This is a genomic window from Spongiactinospora rosea, assembly GCF_003315795.1.
Taxonomy (GTDB): Bacteria; Actinomycetota; Actinomycetes; order Streptosporangiales; family Streptosporangiaceae; genus Spongiactinospora; species Spongiactinospora rosea.
Genome location: NZ_QMEY01000002.1, coordinates 194,145 through 209,743, shown reverse-complemented (window position 1 = coordinate 209,743; position 15,599 = coordinate 194,145). Strand labels below are relative to the sequence as shown.

Here is a 15,599-nt window from a genome sequence, read left to right as displayed (position 1 = left end):
GGGCTGCTGGTCAGGCGAACGGCTGCGGCCACGGGTTGAGGCCGGGCTCGGCGTGCGCCGGCAGGCCCATGCGCTCGGGGGCCGTGTAGAGCCGGGGGGTGCCCAGGTACCGCGCGCGATAGGAGAAGCTCAGCGGGACGAGTTCGGGGACGATGACCCGCACCACGCGCAGACCCGCCGCGTGGGCCTCGTCGGAGGTGATGTCCACGGCGTACACCGAGCATCCGGCGCCCTTGAGCCTGCCCACCACCCACGCCAGGCGCCCGGCGGGGGAGTCCGGGACCGTGGGGGCGATCTCGGAGAGCCGCCGGCGGTGCGGGGAGTTCAGGAGGAAGTCGAACTCGTGCTCACGTTCCGCCACCGCCATGTGCACAGCGCCGTCGAACACGTTGATGTACTCGTCCAGCGGCTTGTCGTGCGGCTTCTGGTACTGCATGGCCACCCGTCCGGAGGACGACTCGCGCATCACCTTGAGCACGGCACGCCGGGGATCGAGCTCCGTGGCGCACATGACGTACGTGCGCACCTGCGTCGCCTGGGGATCCACGTCCACGCTGTAGACCGTCGGAACGCCCAGGTCGGTGGTCGCGTCGAAGAAGTACGTCCGCAGACCGGACCTGGCGGAGACCTCCAGCGCCTGGTCCAGTTCCGGGTCGGAGACGTCGATCTCGATCCTGGGCAGTGCCAGCCGTTGCAGCCAGGTGAGCGCGATACCGTCCCGTTCGACACATTCGAGCACGGCGCCCAGCAGGGCGCTGTCGTAGTCGAAGTGCGCCGCCGTGCCCGTCGAGATGGGCAGCCAGAACCGTTCGCCGCGGCTCGCGACGGGGATGTGCAGGTAGACCATGACCGCGGGCACCCAGCGAGGTTCGCCGGTGGCCAGGTCCACGCCGCGGACCCAGCGCATCGGCGCGTCCGGGTCGGGGGCCAGGACGGGGCACGCGGGGGCGGCCAGCTCGGACTCCGAACACCGGGGCACCCGCTCCAGGTCCAGCGCCTCGTCCCCGAGGGAGCGCGCGGTGGCCCACCGGAACTGCTCCGGGTCCCACATGCAACTGGAGTAGCGTTCGATCGTCTCGACCGTGGCGGTCAGCCGGGCGGTCTCCTCGGCGAGTCCGCTGCCCGCGCCGTCCAGGTCGGCCCACTTCATGAGGTGGCGCGCGTTCGCCGTGCCGGGCAGGATCGACCCGGGATCGCCCAGGGCGGCGCTGAACACCGGGAAGCGCTGCCGTCCGGTGGTCATCGGGACTCGGGTGACGAGGTTGATCAGGCCGCCACGGGCGTCGATGAGCGTATCCAGCCGCCGCAGCGCGGCCTCAATGCCGGTCGGCGGTGGGCCGGCCATCGGATCGGTGCTCGCTCGCATCGGCATCCTCCTTCGGTGTTCCACCCAGCAGGGCGGCGAGTACGGCTTCGTCACCCGGCGTGATTCCCAGCCGGTTGTTGTGCAGGTGGAGCAGGTGGAACACCCACTGCCAGGTGGTGAGCGGCACGCCTGCGGCGGTCGCCTCGTCGGCGGTCGCGCGGATCGCGCCGGCGTACCTGCCGGCGTCCGCCACCAGGGGAGAAGGGAGACGGACGGCTTCGACGGCGGGCGCGAGGCGGGCGGCCGACGCCGCCGCGGTCGTACGGGCGGCGGGCGCGAGGGACTCGTCCCTGCCGGTCCAGTACCAGAAGTACTTGGACCAGAACTGCTCCTCCGCGCCGGGCAGGCAGTGCCGGAGGGCGTTCTTCATGGTCAGCGCCGCGAGGGCCTGGCGCTGGACGTGGTCGAGGCCCTCGCCGACCGCGCGCAGCGCGATCGTACTGGAGATCATGAAGTTGCCCTCGGCCGCCCGGACGCCCGCCGCGCCGCCGTAACGGCGCAGCTCGGGCTCATAGATCCGGAAGTCGACGGCCTCCCAGTAGTCGGCGGGCGACGCCCCCGGCATGGACGGCGCCGGGACGCCGGGATCGGTCCGAGCCTTGCGCAGGTAGTCGGGAAAGCGGCCGGCGATCTCGGCGTGGACCTCGTCCAGCAGCCCGGCCGGCCCCTGGACGCGCAGCCTGACGTGCGGGCCGCCGACGTCGAAGAACCGCAGGAAGAACCAGCGGTTCGGCTCGGTACCGGCCTCGGCCAGGCCGCGTGCCCGCGCCACCAGCTCCAGGATCACGCCGTCGAGCCGATCGAAGGAGCCGGGGTATATCGCGCAGTAGAGCCAGGAACGCATGCTCAGCACCCGTCCCAGCTCAGGTGGGCGACGTACTCCGCGGTGCGCGGATGCCCGTCGATCACGGGTGAGTCCGTGCCGGGCCGGGGGAGGGCTTCCTCCATGATGAGGATCTCCTTCGCCGAGAGCGAGTCCAGCAGGGCCTGGACCGACAGGGGCACGTCGCCGGACAGCCAGAGCGGCTTGCGGGACTTGGCGAACAGGTCGGGCTCGGTGGTCCCCCGGCGGACGAACAGCTCGTCCGCGATCCCGTGGGCCCGCGCCCAGTCCCGGTAGGCGGCGAACGTCAGGGCCGGGGTGGGCGCCTTCACCCGGGCCAGCAGTTCCGCCGCGCTGACCGTCCAGCGGGCCCTGCGGGTGATCACGGCGCCGACGCGTTCGCGGGGGGTGTGCACCACCCCGTCCGGCCGTTCGAGGCGGAGCAGCAGGGAGGCGGTTCCCCACACCTCGGGGGCCGTGCAGTACCAGGGGCTGGTGAGGGTGGCCAGCACGTTGGCGGGCCCGTTCAGCATGCGGCGGGGCACGAGACCGGAGTAGTAGGGGACGACCGGGCCGTGCTCGTCCTCCACGACCAGCGTTCCGGAGGGTTCGTCCAGCCGGATCCGCAGCCGGTCCAGCGGCACCGGCTCTCCGGTGGGGACCAGTCCGCCGCCGATGTCGAGCGCGCGGGTACGGCCCGCGCAGCGTGCCTGGACGGGGTTCCAGTCCGAGGACACGGGGAGTTCCAGAGGCCGTGAACCCTCCGGCACGAGATGGCCGAGCCACGCCTCGAGCGGGTCTTCGAGGAGGCCGGGGGCGAGCAGCCCGCGGAAACGGGCGGTCACGCCGCCGCTGCCGTCCATGATCTGGTTGAGGACGATCACCTGTTCCCGGTCTTCCAGGGTGGCGAGCTGGAACAGGATCGCGAAGGCGGGCCGGAGCATCGAGGGCCCCACGCCGATGCCGGGGCCTCGGGTGCCGGGCAGCCGGACGTCGGCGTTGTGCCGCAGGTGAGGGCCGGGCGTGGTCATGTAGCGGGCGAGGAACGCCGGCAGCGGGAGGGAGTCGTGGGCCGGCGCAACGTGCCGCCGCCAGAAGTCGAGCGTGCTCGCGTACTGCGGCAGGACGCCCATGCGGGAGGACAGGTGGCGGCCGTAGCCGGACAGGGCGTCCTCGACCCACGCGGGCAGCGCGGGCAGTGGTTCGTTCCTGACGACGTCCTCGCGTACGGCCAGGTCGGGGACGCGTGGCGCGGTGGCGGTGGCCGTGACCTCGTCGAGCCCCGCGGCCAGCCGCGTGATCCGCGAGGCGAGCGCCGCGCGGTCCCTGGGCGCCGCGTCGAACATGCGGCGCATGCCCTCTCCCAGGTCGCGCAGGGCGCCGGCCACTTCCGTCCCCATCGCCTCCGTCACGCCGGGCGACTCGGCCAGCGCCGTCACCGCGTCGTGCGCGTCGTACTCGCCCTCCGGCCACGCCGACTCCAGCCGGAGAAGTCCCGTGTCGGTCAGCCGGGCCACCCGGGTCCAGGACGCCTCGGGGTCGTCCCGGCGCAGCGTGGCGAGCACCTGGTCGCCGGACATGCCATGGGGCACCGTACGCGCCTGCTCGCGGTGGACGCTCAGGTCCGTCACAAGATCCTCGCGCCAGAAGAAGCTGTTGGTGCGGGTGTGCAGGTAGCTGGCGCGCACCATGTGGGTGCCGTTCAGCTTCCGGACGGGGTGGAAGCGCAGGTGGCGGCCGGCGGACTCGTGGGCGCTGAAGCGCTGGAGGAGCCGCAGGTAGAGGGCCTGCGGCAGGGACGCGATGGACTGGTAGGTACCGCCTTCGGCACTGCCGCCGGGGTCCACGCCGCCGATCGAGCACACCGCCACCGGGCTGAACCAGCCCAGCGGGCTCGTCTTGACCGTCGCCCGTACGAGGTAGTTCAGGAGCGTGCGGAGCAGTTTGCGCCGCGCCTTGGCGTGGATACGGTCCGCGTCCGCTCGCAGGACGGCGGCCGTGATCTCGGGCGCGGCGAGGGACAGAGCCTTGATCAGCTCGTCCGTGCCGGCCTGCTCGATCAGCTCGGCTTCGGCCTCGGCCAGCTCCGCCTCGAAGGTCTCCGTGTAGGCCGTCATGGCGGTCTCGGAACGTTCGAGTGCCGCCAGCCATCGTGCCAGCGTCAGACGTACGTCCGGGGCGAGCCGGGCCGCCAGCCGGTCTCGCGCGTCCTCGGAGATGCGTGGTACGCGGCCATTGTGCACATCCCGCCGCAGGACGACCGCCGCGCGGCGCTCCTCGGCGGGCAGCGTGGGCACGAGTTCGTACAAGGCCTCGGACAGCGGGTCCTTGAGCGCCGCCAACCGCAGCCCGCACTCGCGTACCTCGTCCAGCCCCGCCACGGCCCGTCCCGCCCGGAGCCGGCGCGGCCCCGTCGCCGCGTACCCGGAGAAGCGCACCAGGACGAAGGGCGCGATGGTCGCGGATTCCCGGAATCTCATTCCTTATCCCCCCACCGATGCGACGAGACGAGCGAAGAGCAGGACCACGGCGGCCAGGTAGCCGAGGGACAGCACGCCGTATCCCAGGTACATCAGGCGAAGCCGGCGGCCGGCGAACTCCTGGTGATGCGATGACGGAAGCCGGAGCAGGAGGGTGAGCAGGTACTGGATCGCCCTGCGGCGGAACGCGAGCTGACCGGTCGCCGCCTCGATCGCGTGCAACCCGTCGCTGGGCAACAGCGGGTTGACGTCGTTCGCGAGCGTCATCACCAGGATGTACGCCATCGCCGCGGCCAGCGCGCGGAGCGTGGGGTCGTCCGCGGCGAGGGCCACGGCTCCCGCTATGCCGGCGTTCACCGCGTCGATGACGATCCCCGACACGGTGATGACGACCAGCGGTGTACGCCGGGCGAGCCGGTAGGCGTGCGAACGATCGACATAGGGCCGGGGCAGTACCCAGAACCAGAAGGCGATCCCCGCCTCGGGAACCGTCACCCCGTAAAACCGGCAGGCCAGCCAGTGACCGGCCTCGTGCAGGGTCAGGTGGAGCAGCAGGATCAGCGGGATGGCGACCGAGGCGCCCCCGAGGGCCCCGATGTCGAGCCGCCAGGTCGCCCCCAGCACGGCCACCCCGACCGCCAGCAGGGCGATCACCCCCACGAAAGCCCCCGCGACGACCCGCGCCAGGCTCCCCCACGTCGCCTGCCTGCCGACGGCCGCAGGCGGCGAAGAATCACGCACCAGCACGAGCCGCCCCATCGGTATCTCCGCCAGCGCCCGCGCGAACCGCCCACGCAGACCTCTCGCGGGGGGAGGGACGTCGAGCAGCCCCATCTCACGGATCTCCGCCAGGAACCTCGTGACCGTACGCGCCGCGGCGGACTCCCGCACCTGGAAGGAGTCGGAGACCTGCTGCACCAGAAAGCGCGGCGTGGTGCCCTTTTGTAAATGCGGGACGAACATCCGCGAACTGCGCCCGAGCCGGAAATACCGCCCGGTGTCGTTTCTGTACAACAGCACGCCGGGATTGTCCCCGGGAACGATTTCCACCGATGCGGCGAAGGCGACCGGGAGATCCCAGGCCGGCTGCTCGTCATCCACCAAATCGAATGCGGCATTGGGGCGCGGCATCGGACTGGGACCTCCCCTCGTTCAGCCGGTCAGGCTCAGCCGGTGACGGACGACCCGGCGGTGGAGACGCAGCCGGCGCTGCTGCACGTACCGGTAGAGAAGGTGAATGCGCTGCTCAGGCTGGCGAACGAGCGACCGGCCTCCATCTCCTCACCGGACAGCTCGCGAGCGAAGAGCTCGAAATCGGCAGCGAAATCCGGCGCGATGCCATGGTCCTGCATGGTGAATCCTTTCTTTCTGTGTTGCTTTTCCCGTGACGTTGCGACTATCGCATGAGCGGATTAACGGAGAAAAGGCAAGTGCAGTGTGACGTAGATCACGTAAGCCGAAAGAAGAAAATAGTTGCCCCTTGGAAACCAAATGAACCCGGGAAATCAAATGCCCGCCGAGATGGTCGCGCCTGGATTGCGGTGGCAGAGGGCCTGTCCGAGGCCGGAGGGGACGGCGCCTGCGAGGAGCTTGGCGAGATCCACCCGCGGCGGGGGCGGGTGTTGCTCACTTCGGATCACCTAGGGATGATCAGAGACCGGGGGCCGGTACGTGTCGCCGTCCCATCGGGAACGTTGCAAACCATTCATGAACGATTGGTGACATTTGGGGCGCGCGGCACCTTCTGGTGCGATCCCTCCCGTGCGCCCTCCTCGTGTCCCAGTGATCTCAACTCCGTACAGGTCCCGGTACTACAGTCAGGTTTCGTGATCCAGAGCTGGATCTCGTCGTGGCGCTGGTCAGATGTGCCAGGAGATGGCGGGTCTTGGGCGGGGTGAGGGGGGCCAGGCCGTGTGTGGTTTGGGGGTGTGTGCGGCGGTGACGGCGAGGTAGGCGTGGGCGAGCATCGCCAGGGTGATGTGGCGGTGCCAGCCGTCGTAGCGGCGGACCTGGTACTGGTCCAGGCCGACCTTGTTCTTGGCGGACTGTAAGCAGTCCTCGATGGCCCAGTGGGAACCGGCGATGTGGGCCAGTTGCTCGATACCGGTCCCTGAGGGGCCGAAGCACAGGTAGTAGGCATGGTCCGGCTCGCCTTGGACGTCGGGGGCCGGGCTGCGGCGGACCAGGAGCCGGCGTTGGAAGCCGCCGGGGCCGCGCAGGTCGTCGGCGGGATGGGGCGGCAGGGTCGCCATCGCCCAGTCATACGACCGCGGGCCCTTGGCCCCATCGTCCGCCGGCAGGCGTTTCCACGCCTGCCGGGGGGCGGCGGCGGCCACCGCATCGGCCCGTGAACCGGTGTCGCCGTAGCCGATGCCGACGCCCAGTAACTGCTTCCCGGGTACGGCCACCACATACCCGACCTTGCGTTTCTCCAGGTAGAGACGGAACTTGTAGTCCTGGCCGCAGGTCTCGTCCGCGCTCACCCACGAGGCCGGTACTCCGCCCTCCAGCGCCCGGCCCAGCATCGCCGCCGCCAGCGCCGGTCTGGTGGCGAACGGCACATCGTCGGGGATGCCGGCCTGCGCGCACCGGGCCCGATCATCGGTCCAGGATTTCGGCAGGTACAACTCCGCGTCCAGCAGTACGCGCCCGCGCGGGGCGGAGTAGGCGAGGAACACTCCGAGCTGGCAGTTCTCCATCCGGCCCGCGGTTCCCGAGTACTGCCGCTGTACCCCGGCCGACCGGTTGCCCTTCTTGACGAACCCCGTCTCGTCCACGATCAAGACCCCACCCGGGTCCCCGAGGTGTTCGACCACGTAATCACGCAGGTCGGCGCGGACATCCCGCGGGTCCCACCGCACGCCGTTCAGCAGCCGCTGCATCCGGTGGGGCTTGGCATCGCCCGCGGCCTCGGCCAGTTGCCAGCCGTTCTTCCGCTCCACCGGCGCGAGCAGCCCGACCAGGTAGGCCCGCGCCTGCCGGCGTGGTTCCACCCGGCCGAAGCGAGCGGCGACCCGCGCGAACAGTTCGTCCAGCCCGGCCGCCCATGGCCGGGGATTCTCGGATATCGCCCATCCGATACAGCTCAAACTATGGATCACGAAACATGACTGTAGTGCCAGAGGTGCTTACCTTCGGAACGGCGGGGGCCTTTCTTTAATATTAAATCTTGTTAGCCGATAGGAAATACATGTTTAAATTTGAACCCGCCCATGCCCGGCGCCGAAACCCGCCCGATGCGGTCCCTTACCCGGGGTGGGCAGGGCTATATAGACCGCTCTACCTGCAGGAATGACAATGTGGTTGCCAGAACGCTTCAAGGGATGTCATAGTCAGTCCGAAATGACCGCTCGGTATGCACTCGGCGCGTTTCATGGCCTGCCTTTAGTGCTCACAGTTCGCCGCCCACCGGTGGCCTGCTGTCGCGTGGAGGCGGATGCGCGCGCCTGGTGATGTGGTGCGGCCGTGTACGGACCCTGACGGCAAGGCGGAGGAAGGCTGTATGTCAAGTCTGTTCGGGGAGGCGGGTGAGAGCTGCCTCGTCGTGGTGAACGAGGAAGGCCAGCACTCGCTATGGCCGCAGGTCACGGCACCTCCGGTCGGCTGGAGGCCGGTGTACGGCCCGGCCGGTCGCGCCCGGTGCCTGGCCTATGTCGAGGAGCACTGGACCGACATGCGGCCCCTTGGACTTGTGGCTCGGCTCGCCGGCGAGGCGGCGGCCACCGAACGACGAGCCGGCTAAGACGGAAATCTTTCCTCCTGTTGAACATGCCCTGAATTCCGGGCCACCCACAGCATTGTCGGAGCACGGTTCCGCTGTGCCTCCGGACGCCGTGATCACCTCTTGTTGAATCCGGAGATTTCTATGGGTTCGAGCAGTCAGCCTGGCTCGATTTTTCGGAACAAGGCGTTCGCTCTGCTTTGGTCCAGTCAGTCGATCTCGTTCATGGGAACGCAGCTCACTTTTGTGGCGTTACCCTTGACCGCCGTTGCCGTGCTGAATGCGACGCCCATGGAAGCGGGCTTACTGAACGCACTCGAAACGCTTCCCTTTCTGCTGTTCGGTCTCTTCGTCGGTGTCATGGTGGACCGGTGGGCCAGGCGGCCGATCCTGGTGTGGGCGAACGCCATCAGGTTCGTCGCGCTCGCCTGGATACCCGTGGCGTTCGTGCTGGACGTACTGACGATCGAGCAGCTTCTGGTTGTGACATTCGTGGTGGGCGTCATGACGGTCTTCTTCGAGATCGCCTACATGTCGTACCTGCCGAGCCTGGTCGATCGTGATCGGCTCATCGACGCCAACAGCAAGCTGCAGGCGTCCTCCTCGGTCGCCGAGGTCGCGGGCCCCGGCCTGGCCGGCGGGCTCATCGGCCTGATCGGCGCCCCCATCGTGATCGCGATCGATTCCGCGAGTTATCTGATTTCGGCCATCGCCCTGTTCAAGCTGCCAAAGGACGCGGCCCCGCAGAGGCCCGAGGACGAGGCCAAGCCGTCGATCTGGGCGTCGTTGCGCGAGGGATTCGCCGTCGTCGCCCGCGACACGCTGCTGCGCTGGTGCACCATCGCGGTCTTCTTTCTCAGCCTGTTCTTCAGTTCGATCATGGCCGCCTATTTCCTCTTTCTGATCAGGGAGGCGGGGATGGCCTCGGCGGCGGTCGGCCTGATCGTCGCGGTCGGCAGTGTCGGCGGGCTCGTCGGCGCGCTGCTGGCCGAGCGGATGAACGCCTGGCTGGGCATCGGCCGTACCCTGGTCACCGCCCTGGCTCTGCCGGGCATCGGCTTCCTGCTGCTCTCCTTCGTGGAGGGCAACTCCCTCGGCGCGACCGTGCTCGCCGGTGCCGCCACCTTCGTCGGGTTCCTCGGCATCCCCGTCTTCGACATCACCGTCATCAGCTTCCGCCAGTCGATCACCCCCGAGCACTTGATGGGCCGGGTGAACGCCACCCAGCGCTCGCTCTCCTGGGGCACCTTGTCCCTCGGCTCCCTGATGGGCGGCGCTCTGGGCGGCGTACTCGGCCTGGGGGAGACGATCATGTGGTCGGCGATCGGCCTCTTCGTCCCCGCGGTCCTCCTGGCGCTGTCCCCTGTACGCCGGATGCGTCATCTGACAGACCACGCGGAAGGGCCGGCCGAGCCGAGTCCTGTCGGCTCCCCCTGAATCTCACCCCGGCGAGCCGGCTGATCAGCCTGTCTGTATCCGTCGGCCGGCGAGCCATTCCCTCGAAGGAGAAACGGACGTGGCGGACCTCGCGGAGCGGCGGGATCGGCTCCAGGACACACCTTCGGCCCTCGGACTTCCCACCGACCGGATGCGGCCGGGAACGTTCCGCTCCCTCGGTGACGAGGTGGCGGTCACCCTCGGCGGCCCGACCGTACGGCGGCTCGACGAGGTCGCCGCCGCGCATGGGGCGGCGCGGTCCGCGGCCTTGCTCGCGGCGTTCATGCTGCTGCTCGGACGCTACGCGCGGGTCACCGACGTCAGTGTCACCCTGCTGGACGGTTCCCAGGTCGTGCGTACCCACTGGGATGACGATCTGACTTTCGCGGAACTCCTCGCGCTGGTACGGAAGGCCATGCCGGGCACGTTCGAGCCCCGGGACCTGCCGGCGTTCCAGGTGGCGACGACGGCGCAGCGGGACGCGCACCCCGCCCTGCGCGTGACCTGGGAGCCGCCGTCCCAGGACGGCGCTCTGCGCGGCGCCGTCGCGTACGACGCCGGCCTCTTCGACCGGGCGACCGTGGCACGTTTCGCCGGCCATCTGGTGACCCTGTTGGAGTCCGCCCTCGGCGCGCCCGGGGCCCGCCTGCGCGACCTCGCCCACACGACCGCCGCGGAACTGGACCTCCTGCGGGCCTGGGGAACCGAGCCCGAGCGGGCCCCCGCCATCGGCGTGGGCGAAGCCTTCCTCGAACGCGTCCGCGCCACGCCGGATGCCGTGGCCCTGCGGTTCGAGGACGGAACGCTGACCTACGGCGAGCTCCACGCGCGGGCCCGGCACCTCGCGGGCCTGCTCCAGGCGCGCGGCGTGACGGCGGAGAGCGTCGTCGGGCTGGCCATGGAACGGTCGTCGTCGCTGGTCGTCGCCATGCTCGGGGTGCTGCTGGCCGGGGCGGCCTACCTGCCGCTCGACTCCGGCCACCCCGGCGCGCGGCTGGCGTACATGGTCGAGGACAGCGGGGCCCGCCTGATCCTCACCGACCGCGAGCTCCCGTTCCGCACCGAGGTGCCGACCCTGCGGATCGGCGCGCCGCCCGAGCCCGCGCCGGAGCCCGCGCGGCTCGGGCCGGCGCATCCGGAGCAGCAGGCATGTGTGCTCTACACGTCCGGTTCGACCGGCCGGCCGAAGGGTGTCGCGATCACCCACCGGGGGATCGTGCGCCTGGTCCGCGACGCCGGCTACCTCGGCTGGGGCCCCTCGGACGTGGTGAGCCAGGCCGCGAACACCTCGTTCGACGCGGCCACCTTCGAGATCTGGGGGGCGCTGCTGAACGGCGCCCAGCTGGTCGGCGTCCCCAAGCACGAGGTGCTCTCACCGGCCGCGCTGCGCCGGCGCATCGAGACCGACGGCATCACCGCGATGATGCTCACCACGACCGTCTTCCACAAGTGCGCCGACGCGGACCCTGCCATGTTCGCGCCGCTGCGCACGCTCTTCTTCGGCGGTGAAGCCGCCGACGCGCGGCGGGTGAGCGCCGTACGCGAAGCCGCGCCCGGAGTCCGGCTGGTGAACGGATACGGCCCGACGGAGTGCACGACGTTCGCGAGCTGTTACGACATCACCGACCTTCCCGGTGACGCCATCCGGGTCCCGATCGGCCGGCCCATCGACGGCACCACCGCGTACGTACTCGACGCCCACGGCAGGCAGACCGGCATCGGGGTGCCCGGCGAGCTGTACCTGGGCGGCGCCGGTCTGTCGCGCGGATACGTGGGCCGTCCCGGCCTGACCGCCGAGCGTTTCGTGCCGAGCCGGTTCGGGACGGGGGAACGGCTCTACCGGACCGGGGATGTGGCCCGCTGGCGGGAGGACGGCCTCCTGGAGTGCCTCGGCCGTACCGACGCCCAGGTGAAGATCCGCGGCGTCCGCATCGAGCCGGACGAGGTCGCCGGCGTGCTCGGCTCCTACCCCGGCGTCAAGGAGGCGGTCGTCACCGTCCAGGGGGAGGGTGACCAGGCGGCCTTGGCCGCCTACGTCGTCATGCGGGACGGACCGCGCCCCGAGCCGCGTGAGCTGCGCTCGTTCCTCGCCGACCGGCTGCTCGCGGCGATGGTGCCCACCTGGTACGTGTTTCTCCGCGAGCTGCCGGTGACGCCGAACGGCAAGGCCGACCTGAGGTCGCTGCCCTCCCCGTCGGAGCGGGACGCCGTACGCGCCGAGGCCCGGGTCCCGCCACGGGGGCCGGTCGAGGAGCTGGTCGCCGGCGCCTGGGGGGAACTGCTGCGGCTGTCGGACATCTCCGCCGGTGACGACTTCTTCGCGCTCGGCGGCAACTCCCTGCTCGCGGCGCAGGCGGTGACCCGCATCGCGGAGCGGCTCGGTGCCGATATCGGCGTCCGGGACCTGTTCGAGGCGCCCACGGTGTCGGCGTTCGCGCGCCGGGCCGCGGCGGCCGGCTCCGCGCGGGCCAGGCTGCCGATCGTGCCCGCGGGGGCCGGGCCGCAGCCGCTGTCCTTCGCCCAGCAGCGCCTATGGTTCCTGGACCGGCTCATCCCCGGCAGTCCGCTGTACAGCGTGCCGCTGGCGCTGACGCTGGAGGGCGAGCTCGATGTGCAGGCCCTGCACACCGCGCTGCGGGGTCTGGTGCTGCGCCACCCCTCGCTGCGTACCCGCCTGGTGGACCTCGGTGGCGGAGAGCCGCGCCAGGTGGTCGAGCCGGGGGCCGTCGCCGAGCTGGAGGTCGAAGACCTCTGTGGCCTGCCGGAGGCCGAGCGGGAGCGCACGGCCGCGCGGCGGGCGCGGGAAGAGGCGGCACTGCCGTTCGACCTGTCCGCCGGGCCGCTCTTCCGCACCCGCCTGCTCCGTCTCGGCGAGCGGCGCTCGGTCCTGCTGCTGACGATGCACCACGCCGTCTCCGACGGGTGGTCGGTCGGGGTGCTCATCCGTGACCTCGGGACGCTCTACCGGGAGGCGATCGGCGCCGTGGCCGGACCGCCGCCACCGCTACCGGTCCAGTACGCGGACTACGCCGTATGGCAGCGGACGCTTCTCGACGGGCCCGTGCGGGACGAGCAGCTCGCGTACTGGCTGGACCGCCTGGCCGGTGCGCCGCCCGCCCTGGACCTGCCCGCCGACCGTCCGCGCCCGGCCACGCCCCGGCATGCCGGGGACACCGTCCCCGTGCGGCTGCCGGCCGAGCTGACGGCCCGGCTGGGCGAGATGAGCCGTCGGCTCGGCGCGACCCGCTTCATGATCCTTCTCGCGGTCTTCCAACTGGTGCTCGGCCGCTACGCGGGGGTCAGGGACGTCAGCGTCGGCACGCCGGTGTCGGGCAGGGGCCGTCCGGAACTGGAGGAACTGGTCGGGTTCTTCGTGAACACGCTGGTGCTGCGCTCACGCTGGGACGAGCACCTGACCTTCGCCGAGTTCCTCGCGGGTGTCAAAGACGGCACGCTGGACGCCTTCGCGCACCAGGACGTCCCGTTCGAGCAGGTGGTGGAGGCCGTGCGGCCCCCTCGCGAGCCGGGCCGGACGCCCCTGTTCCAGGTGATGATGTCGATGCAGGACATACCCGAGAGGGCGGCCGTCGCACCCGGCCTGTCGTTGTCGGTGCGTGAGCTGGTCGGCCCGGTGGCGAAGTTCGATCTCACCCTCGTCTGGGATGAGGCGTCGCTCGCGTCGGGGGCTCTGCGCGGCGCGATCGAGTACGACGTCGATCTCTTCGAGCGGGCCACCGTGGAGCGGCTGGCCGGGCATTTCGTGGCCCTGCTGGAGTCCGCTCTCGCCGCTCCGCAGGCGCGACTGGCCGCTCTTTCGATGCTCGGCGAGGCCGAGACCGAGTCCCTGGTGGGCGGCGGCGCGTCGGCGTCCGCCGCGGGTCCGGCCACCCTGCTGGGGCTCCTCGCCTCGGCGGCCGCCCGCTGGGGCGAGCGGACGGCGGTCAGCCAGGGAGGCCGGTCGCTGAGCTACGCCGAGCTGGCCGCCCGCTCGGACCGGATCTGCGCTCACCTGCGCGCCCGTGGCGTCAGGCCGGGGGATGCGGTCGTGGTGCGGATGGAGCGTTCCCCCGAGTGGCCCGTCGCGTTGATCGGTGTCATGAAGGCCGGCGCCTGCTACGTGCCGGTCGATGCCGCCACGCCGCAGGCACGGCTGGAGCGGGTGCTCGCCGACTCGGGGGCGGCGCTGGTGCTGGTCTCCCGGGCGGGTGCCGGGCTCGCGACCGGCGGGGTGCCCGTCGTCGCCGTCGAGGACGCCTTGGCCGCACACGAACCGGGCGCGGATCTCTGGCCCGAGGTTCCCGCGATGGCGACGGCCTACGCGCTCTACACCTCGGGCACGACCGGCGCCCCCAAGGGCGTCTGCGTCAGCCAGGCCAACCTGGCCCACACCCTCCAGGCCCTCGCGGATCGCTACCGGATGGGCCCGGAGGACCGAGCGCTGCAGTTCGCCTCCGTCACCTTCGACGTGGCGGCGGAAGAGCTGTTCGCCACGCTGATCCGGGGTGGATGCGTGGTCATGCTCCCGGCAGGGCCGGTACCCGGCATCGCCGAGCTGACCGAGCTGACCCGCCGGGAGCGGCTGACCGTCCTCAACCTCCCCGCGTCGTACTGGCACGAGTGGGTGGCGGTGCTCGACCGGTACCCGGTGGCCGACTGCCCGGACCTGCGGCTCGTGGTGGTGGGCAGCGAACGGGTGGACGCGGGCCGGCTGGCCGAATGGCGGGCCGCCTCGCCGCCGGGGGTGCGCTGGCTGAACGCGTACGGGCCGACCGAGGCGACCATCACGGCCACCGTCCATGAGCCGGACGAAGCGCACGCGTCCGGCGGGGCGACAGTGCCGATCGGCAGGCCGCTGCCCGGCGTCCGCGCGTACGTGCTGGACGAACTGCTCAGGCCGGTGCCCCAGGGCGTCCCCGGCCACCTCTACCTCGCCGGTGCCGGTGTCGCCCAGGGCTATCTCGGAGACCCCGCGCGCACGGCAGAGAGCTTCCTGCCCGATCCGTGGGGGCGTCCGGGCGAGCGCATGTACGCCACCGGCGACCGTGTCCGGGCGGGCGCGGGGGGAACGCTGCACTTCCTCGGCCGCGACGACGACCAGATCAAGCTGCGCGGCTTCCGCATCGAGCTCGGCGAGGTCGAGGCGGCGCTGGCCGCGCATCCACAGGTCGGCGAGGCGGTGGCGATCCTGCGCGAGGACGTTCCCGGCAAGCCGATGCTGGCCGGCTACGCGGCGCTCGCCGGAAGCGGGCCCGGGGAGCCCGAGTCCGCGCCCGTTACGGTCGCCGAGCTGCGCGAACACCTTGAAGCGAGGCTGCCCGGCTACATGGTGCCGGCCGCGATCGTCCTGATGGACGGCCTGCCGCGCGGCGGCAGCGGCAAGATCGATCGGCGCGCGCTCCCCGCCCCGGCGGACGCCGGGAGGCGGAGGACCCCGCCGACCGGGGAGCTGGAACGCCGGGTCGCGGCCGTCTGGACCGAGGTGCTCGCGGTCGATCACGTGGGCGCCGACGAGAACTTCTTCGAGGCCGGCGGGCACTCGCTGCTCATCCTGCGGGTGCAGGCCCGGCTCACCGAACTGCTCGGACGGACGATCCCCGTGGCGGACCTGTTCCAGTTCCCCACCGTCCGCAGCCTGGCACGACATCTCTCCGCCGATGAGGCGCGCTCCTCCGCCGGCGACGCGGGGCGTCGCCGGGCCGACGCACGGAAGGCGCGATCGCGTACCGGGGCGCCGCGGAGGTCTCCCCGATGAGGCCGGACACCTTGGAGACA

Annotated in this window: 9 protein-coding genes; 3 read left to right on the top strand and 6 right to left on the bottom strand. The window is 71.1% G+C overall.

The features are described 5' to 3' along the window. Positions 1–10 precede the first annotated feature (10 nt). From DP939_RS06345 to DP939_RS06320, 6 genes are all read right to left on the bottom strand, one after another. Positions 11–1,366, bottom strand: a complete 1,356-nt coding sequence (locus DP939_RS06345) for a YcaO-like family protein (protein WP_158578484.1) — start codon at positions 1,364–1,366, stop codon at positions 11–13. Beyond that, complete coding sequence (locus DP939_RS06340; protein ID WP_113979656.1) at positions 1,317–2,210, bottom strand: thiopeptide-type bacteriocin biosynthesis protein; 894 nt, start codon at positions 2,208–2,210, stop codon at positions 1,317–1,319. The genes DP939_RS06345 and DP939_RS06340 overlap by 50 nt, the downstream gene beginning before the upstream one ends. Positions 2,211–2,212: 2 nt before the next feature. Beyond that, a complete protein-coding gene (locus tag DP939_RS06335) occupies positions 2,213–4,669 on the bottom strand; it encodes a lantibiotic dehydratase (protein WP_113979655.1) in 2,457 nt (818 codons plus the stop codon). Positions 4,670–4,672: 3 nt separating this feature from the next. Beyond that, a complete protein-coding gene (locus DP939_RS06330) occupies positions 4,673–5,689 on the bottom strand; it encodes a PqqD family protein (protein WP_147267895.1) in 1,017 nt (338 codons plus the stop codon). Positions 5,690–5,835: 146 nt separating this feature from the next. Continuing rightward, positions 5,836–6,021, bottom strand: a complete 186-nt coding sequence (locus DP939_RS06325; protein ID WP_113979653.1) for a hypothetical protein — start codon at positions 6,019–6,021, stop codon at positions 5,836–5,838. Positions 6,022–6,528: 507 nt separating this feature from the next. Continuing rightward, entirely contained in the window at positions 6,529–7,737 is a 1,209-nt protein-coding gene (locus DP939_RS06320; RefSeq protein WP_113980081.1) for an IS701 family transposase, read from the bottom strand. A 434-nt stretch (positions 7,738–8,171) separates the two neighbouring features. Between DP939_RS06320 and DP939_RS06315 the strand changes: the two genes are divergently transcribed. The 3 genes from DP939_RS06315 to DP939_RS06305 all read left to right on the top strand — a co-directional run bounded on the left by DP939_RS06315 (position 8,172) and on the right by DP939_RS06305 (position 15,579). Next, entirely contained in the window at positions 8,172–8,411 is a 240-nt protein-coding gene (locus DP939_RS06315; RefSeq protein ID WP_113979652.1) for an MbtH family protein, read from the top strand. Between the two features lie 123 nt (positions 8,412–8,534). After that, complete coding sequence (locus DP939_RS06310) at positions 8,535–9,827, top strand: MFS transporter (RefSeq protein ID WP_113979651.1); 1,293 nt, start codon at positions 8,535–8,537, stop codon at positions 9,825–9,827. Positions 9,828–9,906: 79 nt separating this feature from the next. After that, a complete protein-coding gene (locus DP939_RS06305; RefSeq protein ID WP_113979650.1) occupies positions 9,907–15,579 on the top strand; it encodes a non-ribosomal peptide synthetase in 5,673 nt (1,890 codons plus the stop codon). Positions 15,580–15,599: the final 20 nt, after the last annotated feature.

Coding starts and splice junctions, on each gene's coding strand:
- DP939_RS06325 (WP_113979653.1), bottom strand. CDS start 6,021: ATGCAGGACCATGGCATCGCGCCGGATTTCGCTGCCGATTTCGAGCTC.
- DP939_RS06315 (WP_113979652.1), top strand. CDS start 8,172: ATGTCAAGTCTGTTCGGGGAGGCGGGTGAGAGCTGCCTCGTCGTGGTG.
- DP939_RS06335 (WP_113979655.1), bottom strand. CDS start 4,669: ATGAGATTCCGGGAATCCGCGACCATCGCGCCCTTCGTCCTGGTGCGC.
- DP939_RS06310 (WP_113979651.1), top strand. CDS start 8,535: ATGGGTTCGAGCAGTCAGCCTGGCTCGATTTTTCGGAACAAGGCGTTC.
- DP939_RS06340 (WP_113979656.1), bottom strand. CDS start 2,210: ATGCGTTCCTGGCTCTACTGCGCGATATACCCCGGCTCCTTCGATCGG.
- DP939_RS06345 (WP_158578484.1), bottom strand. CDS start 1,366: ATGCGAGCGAGCACCGATCCGATGGCCGGCCCACCGCCGACCGGCATT.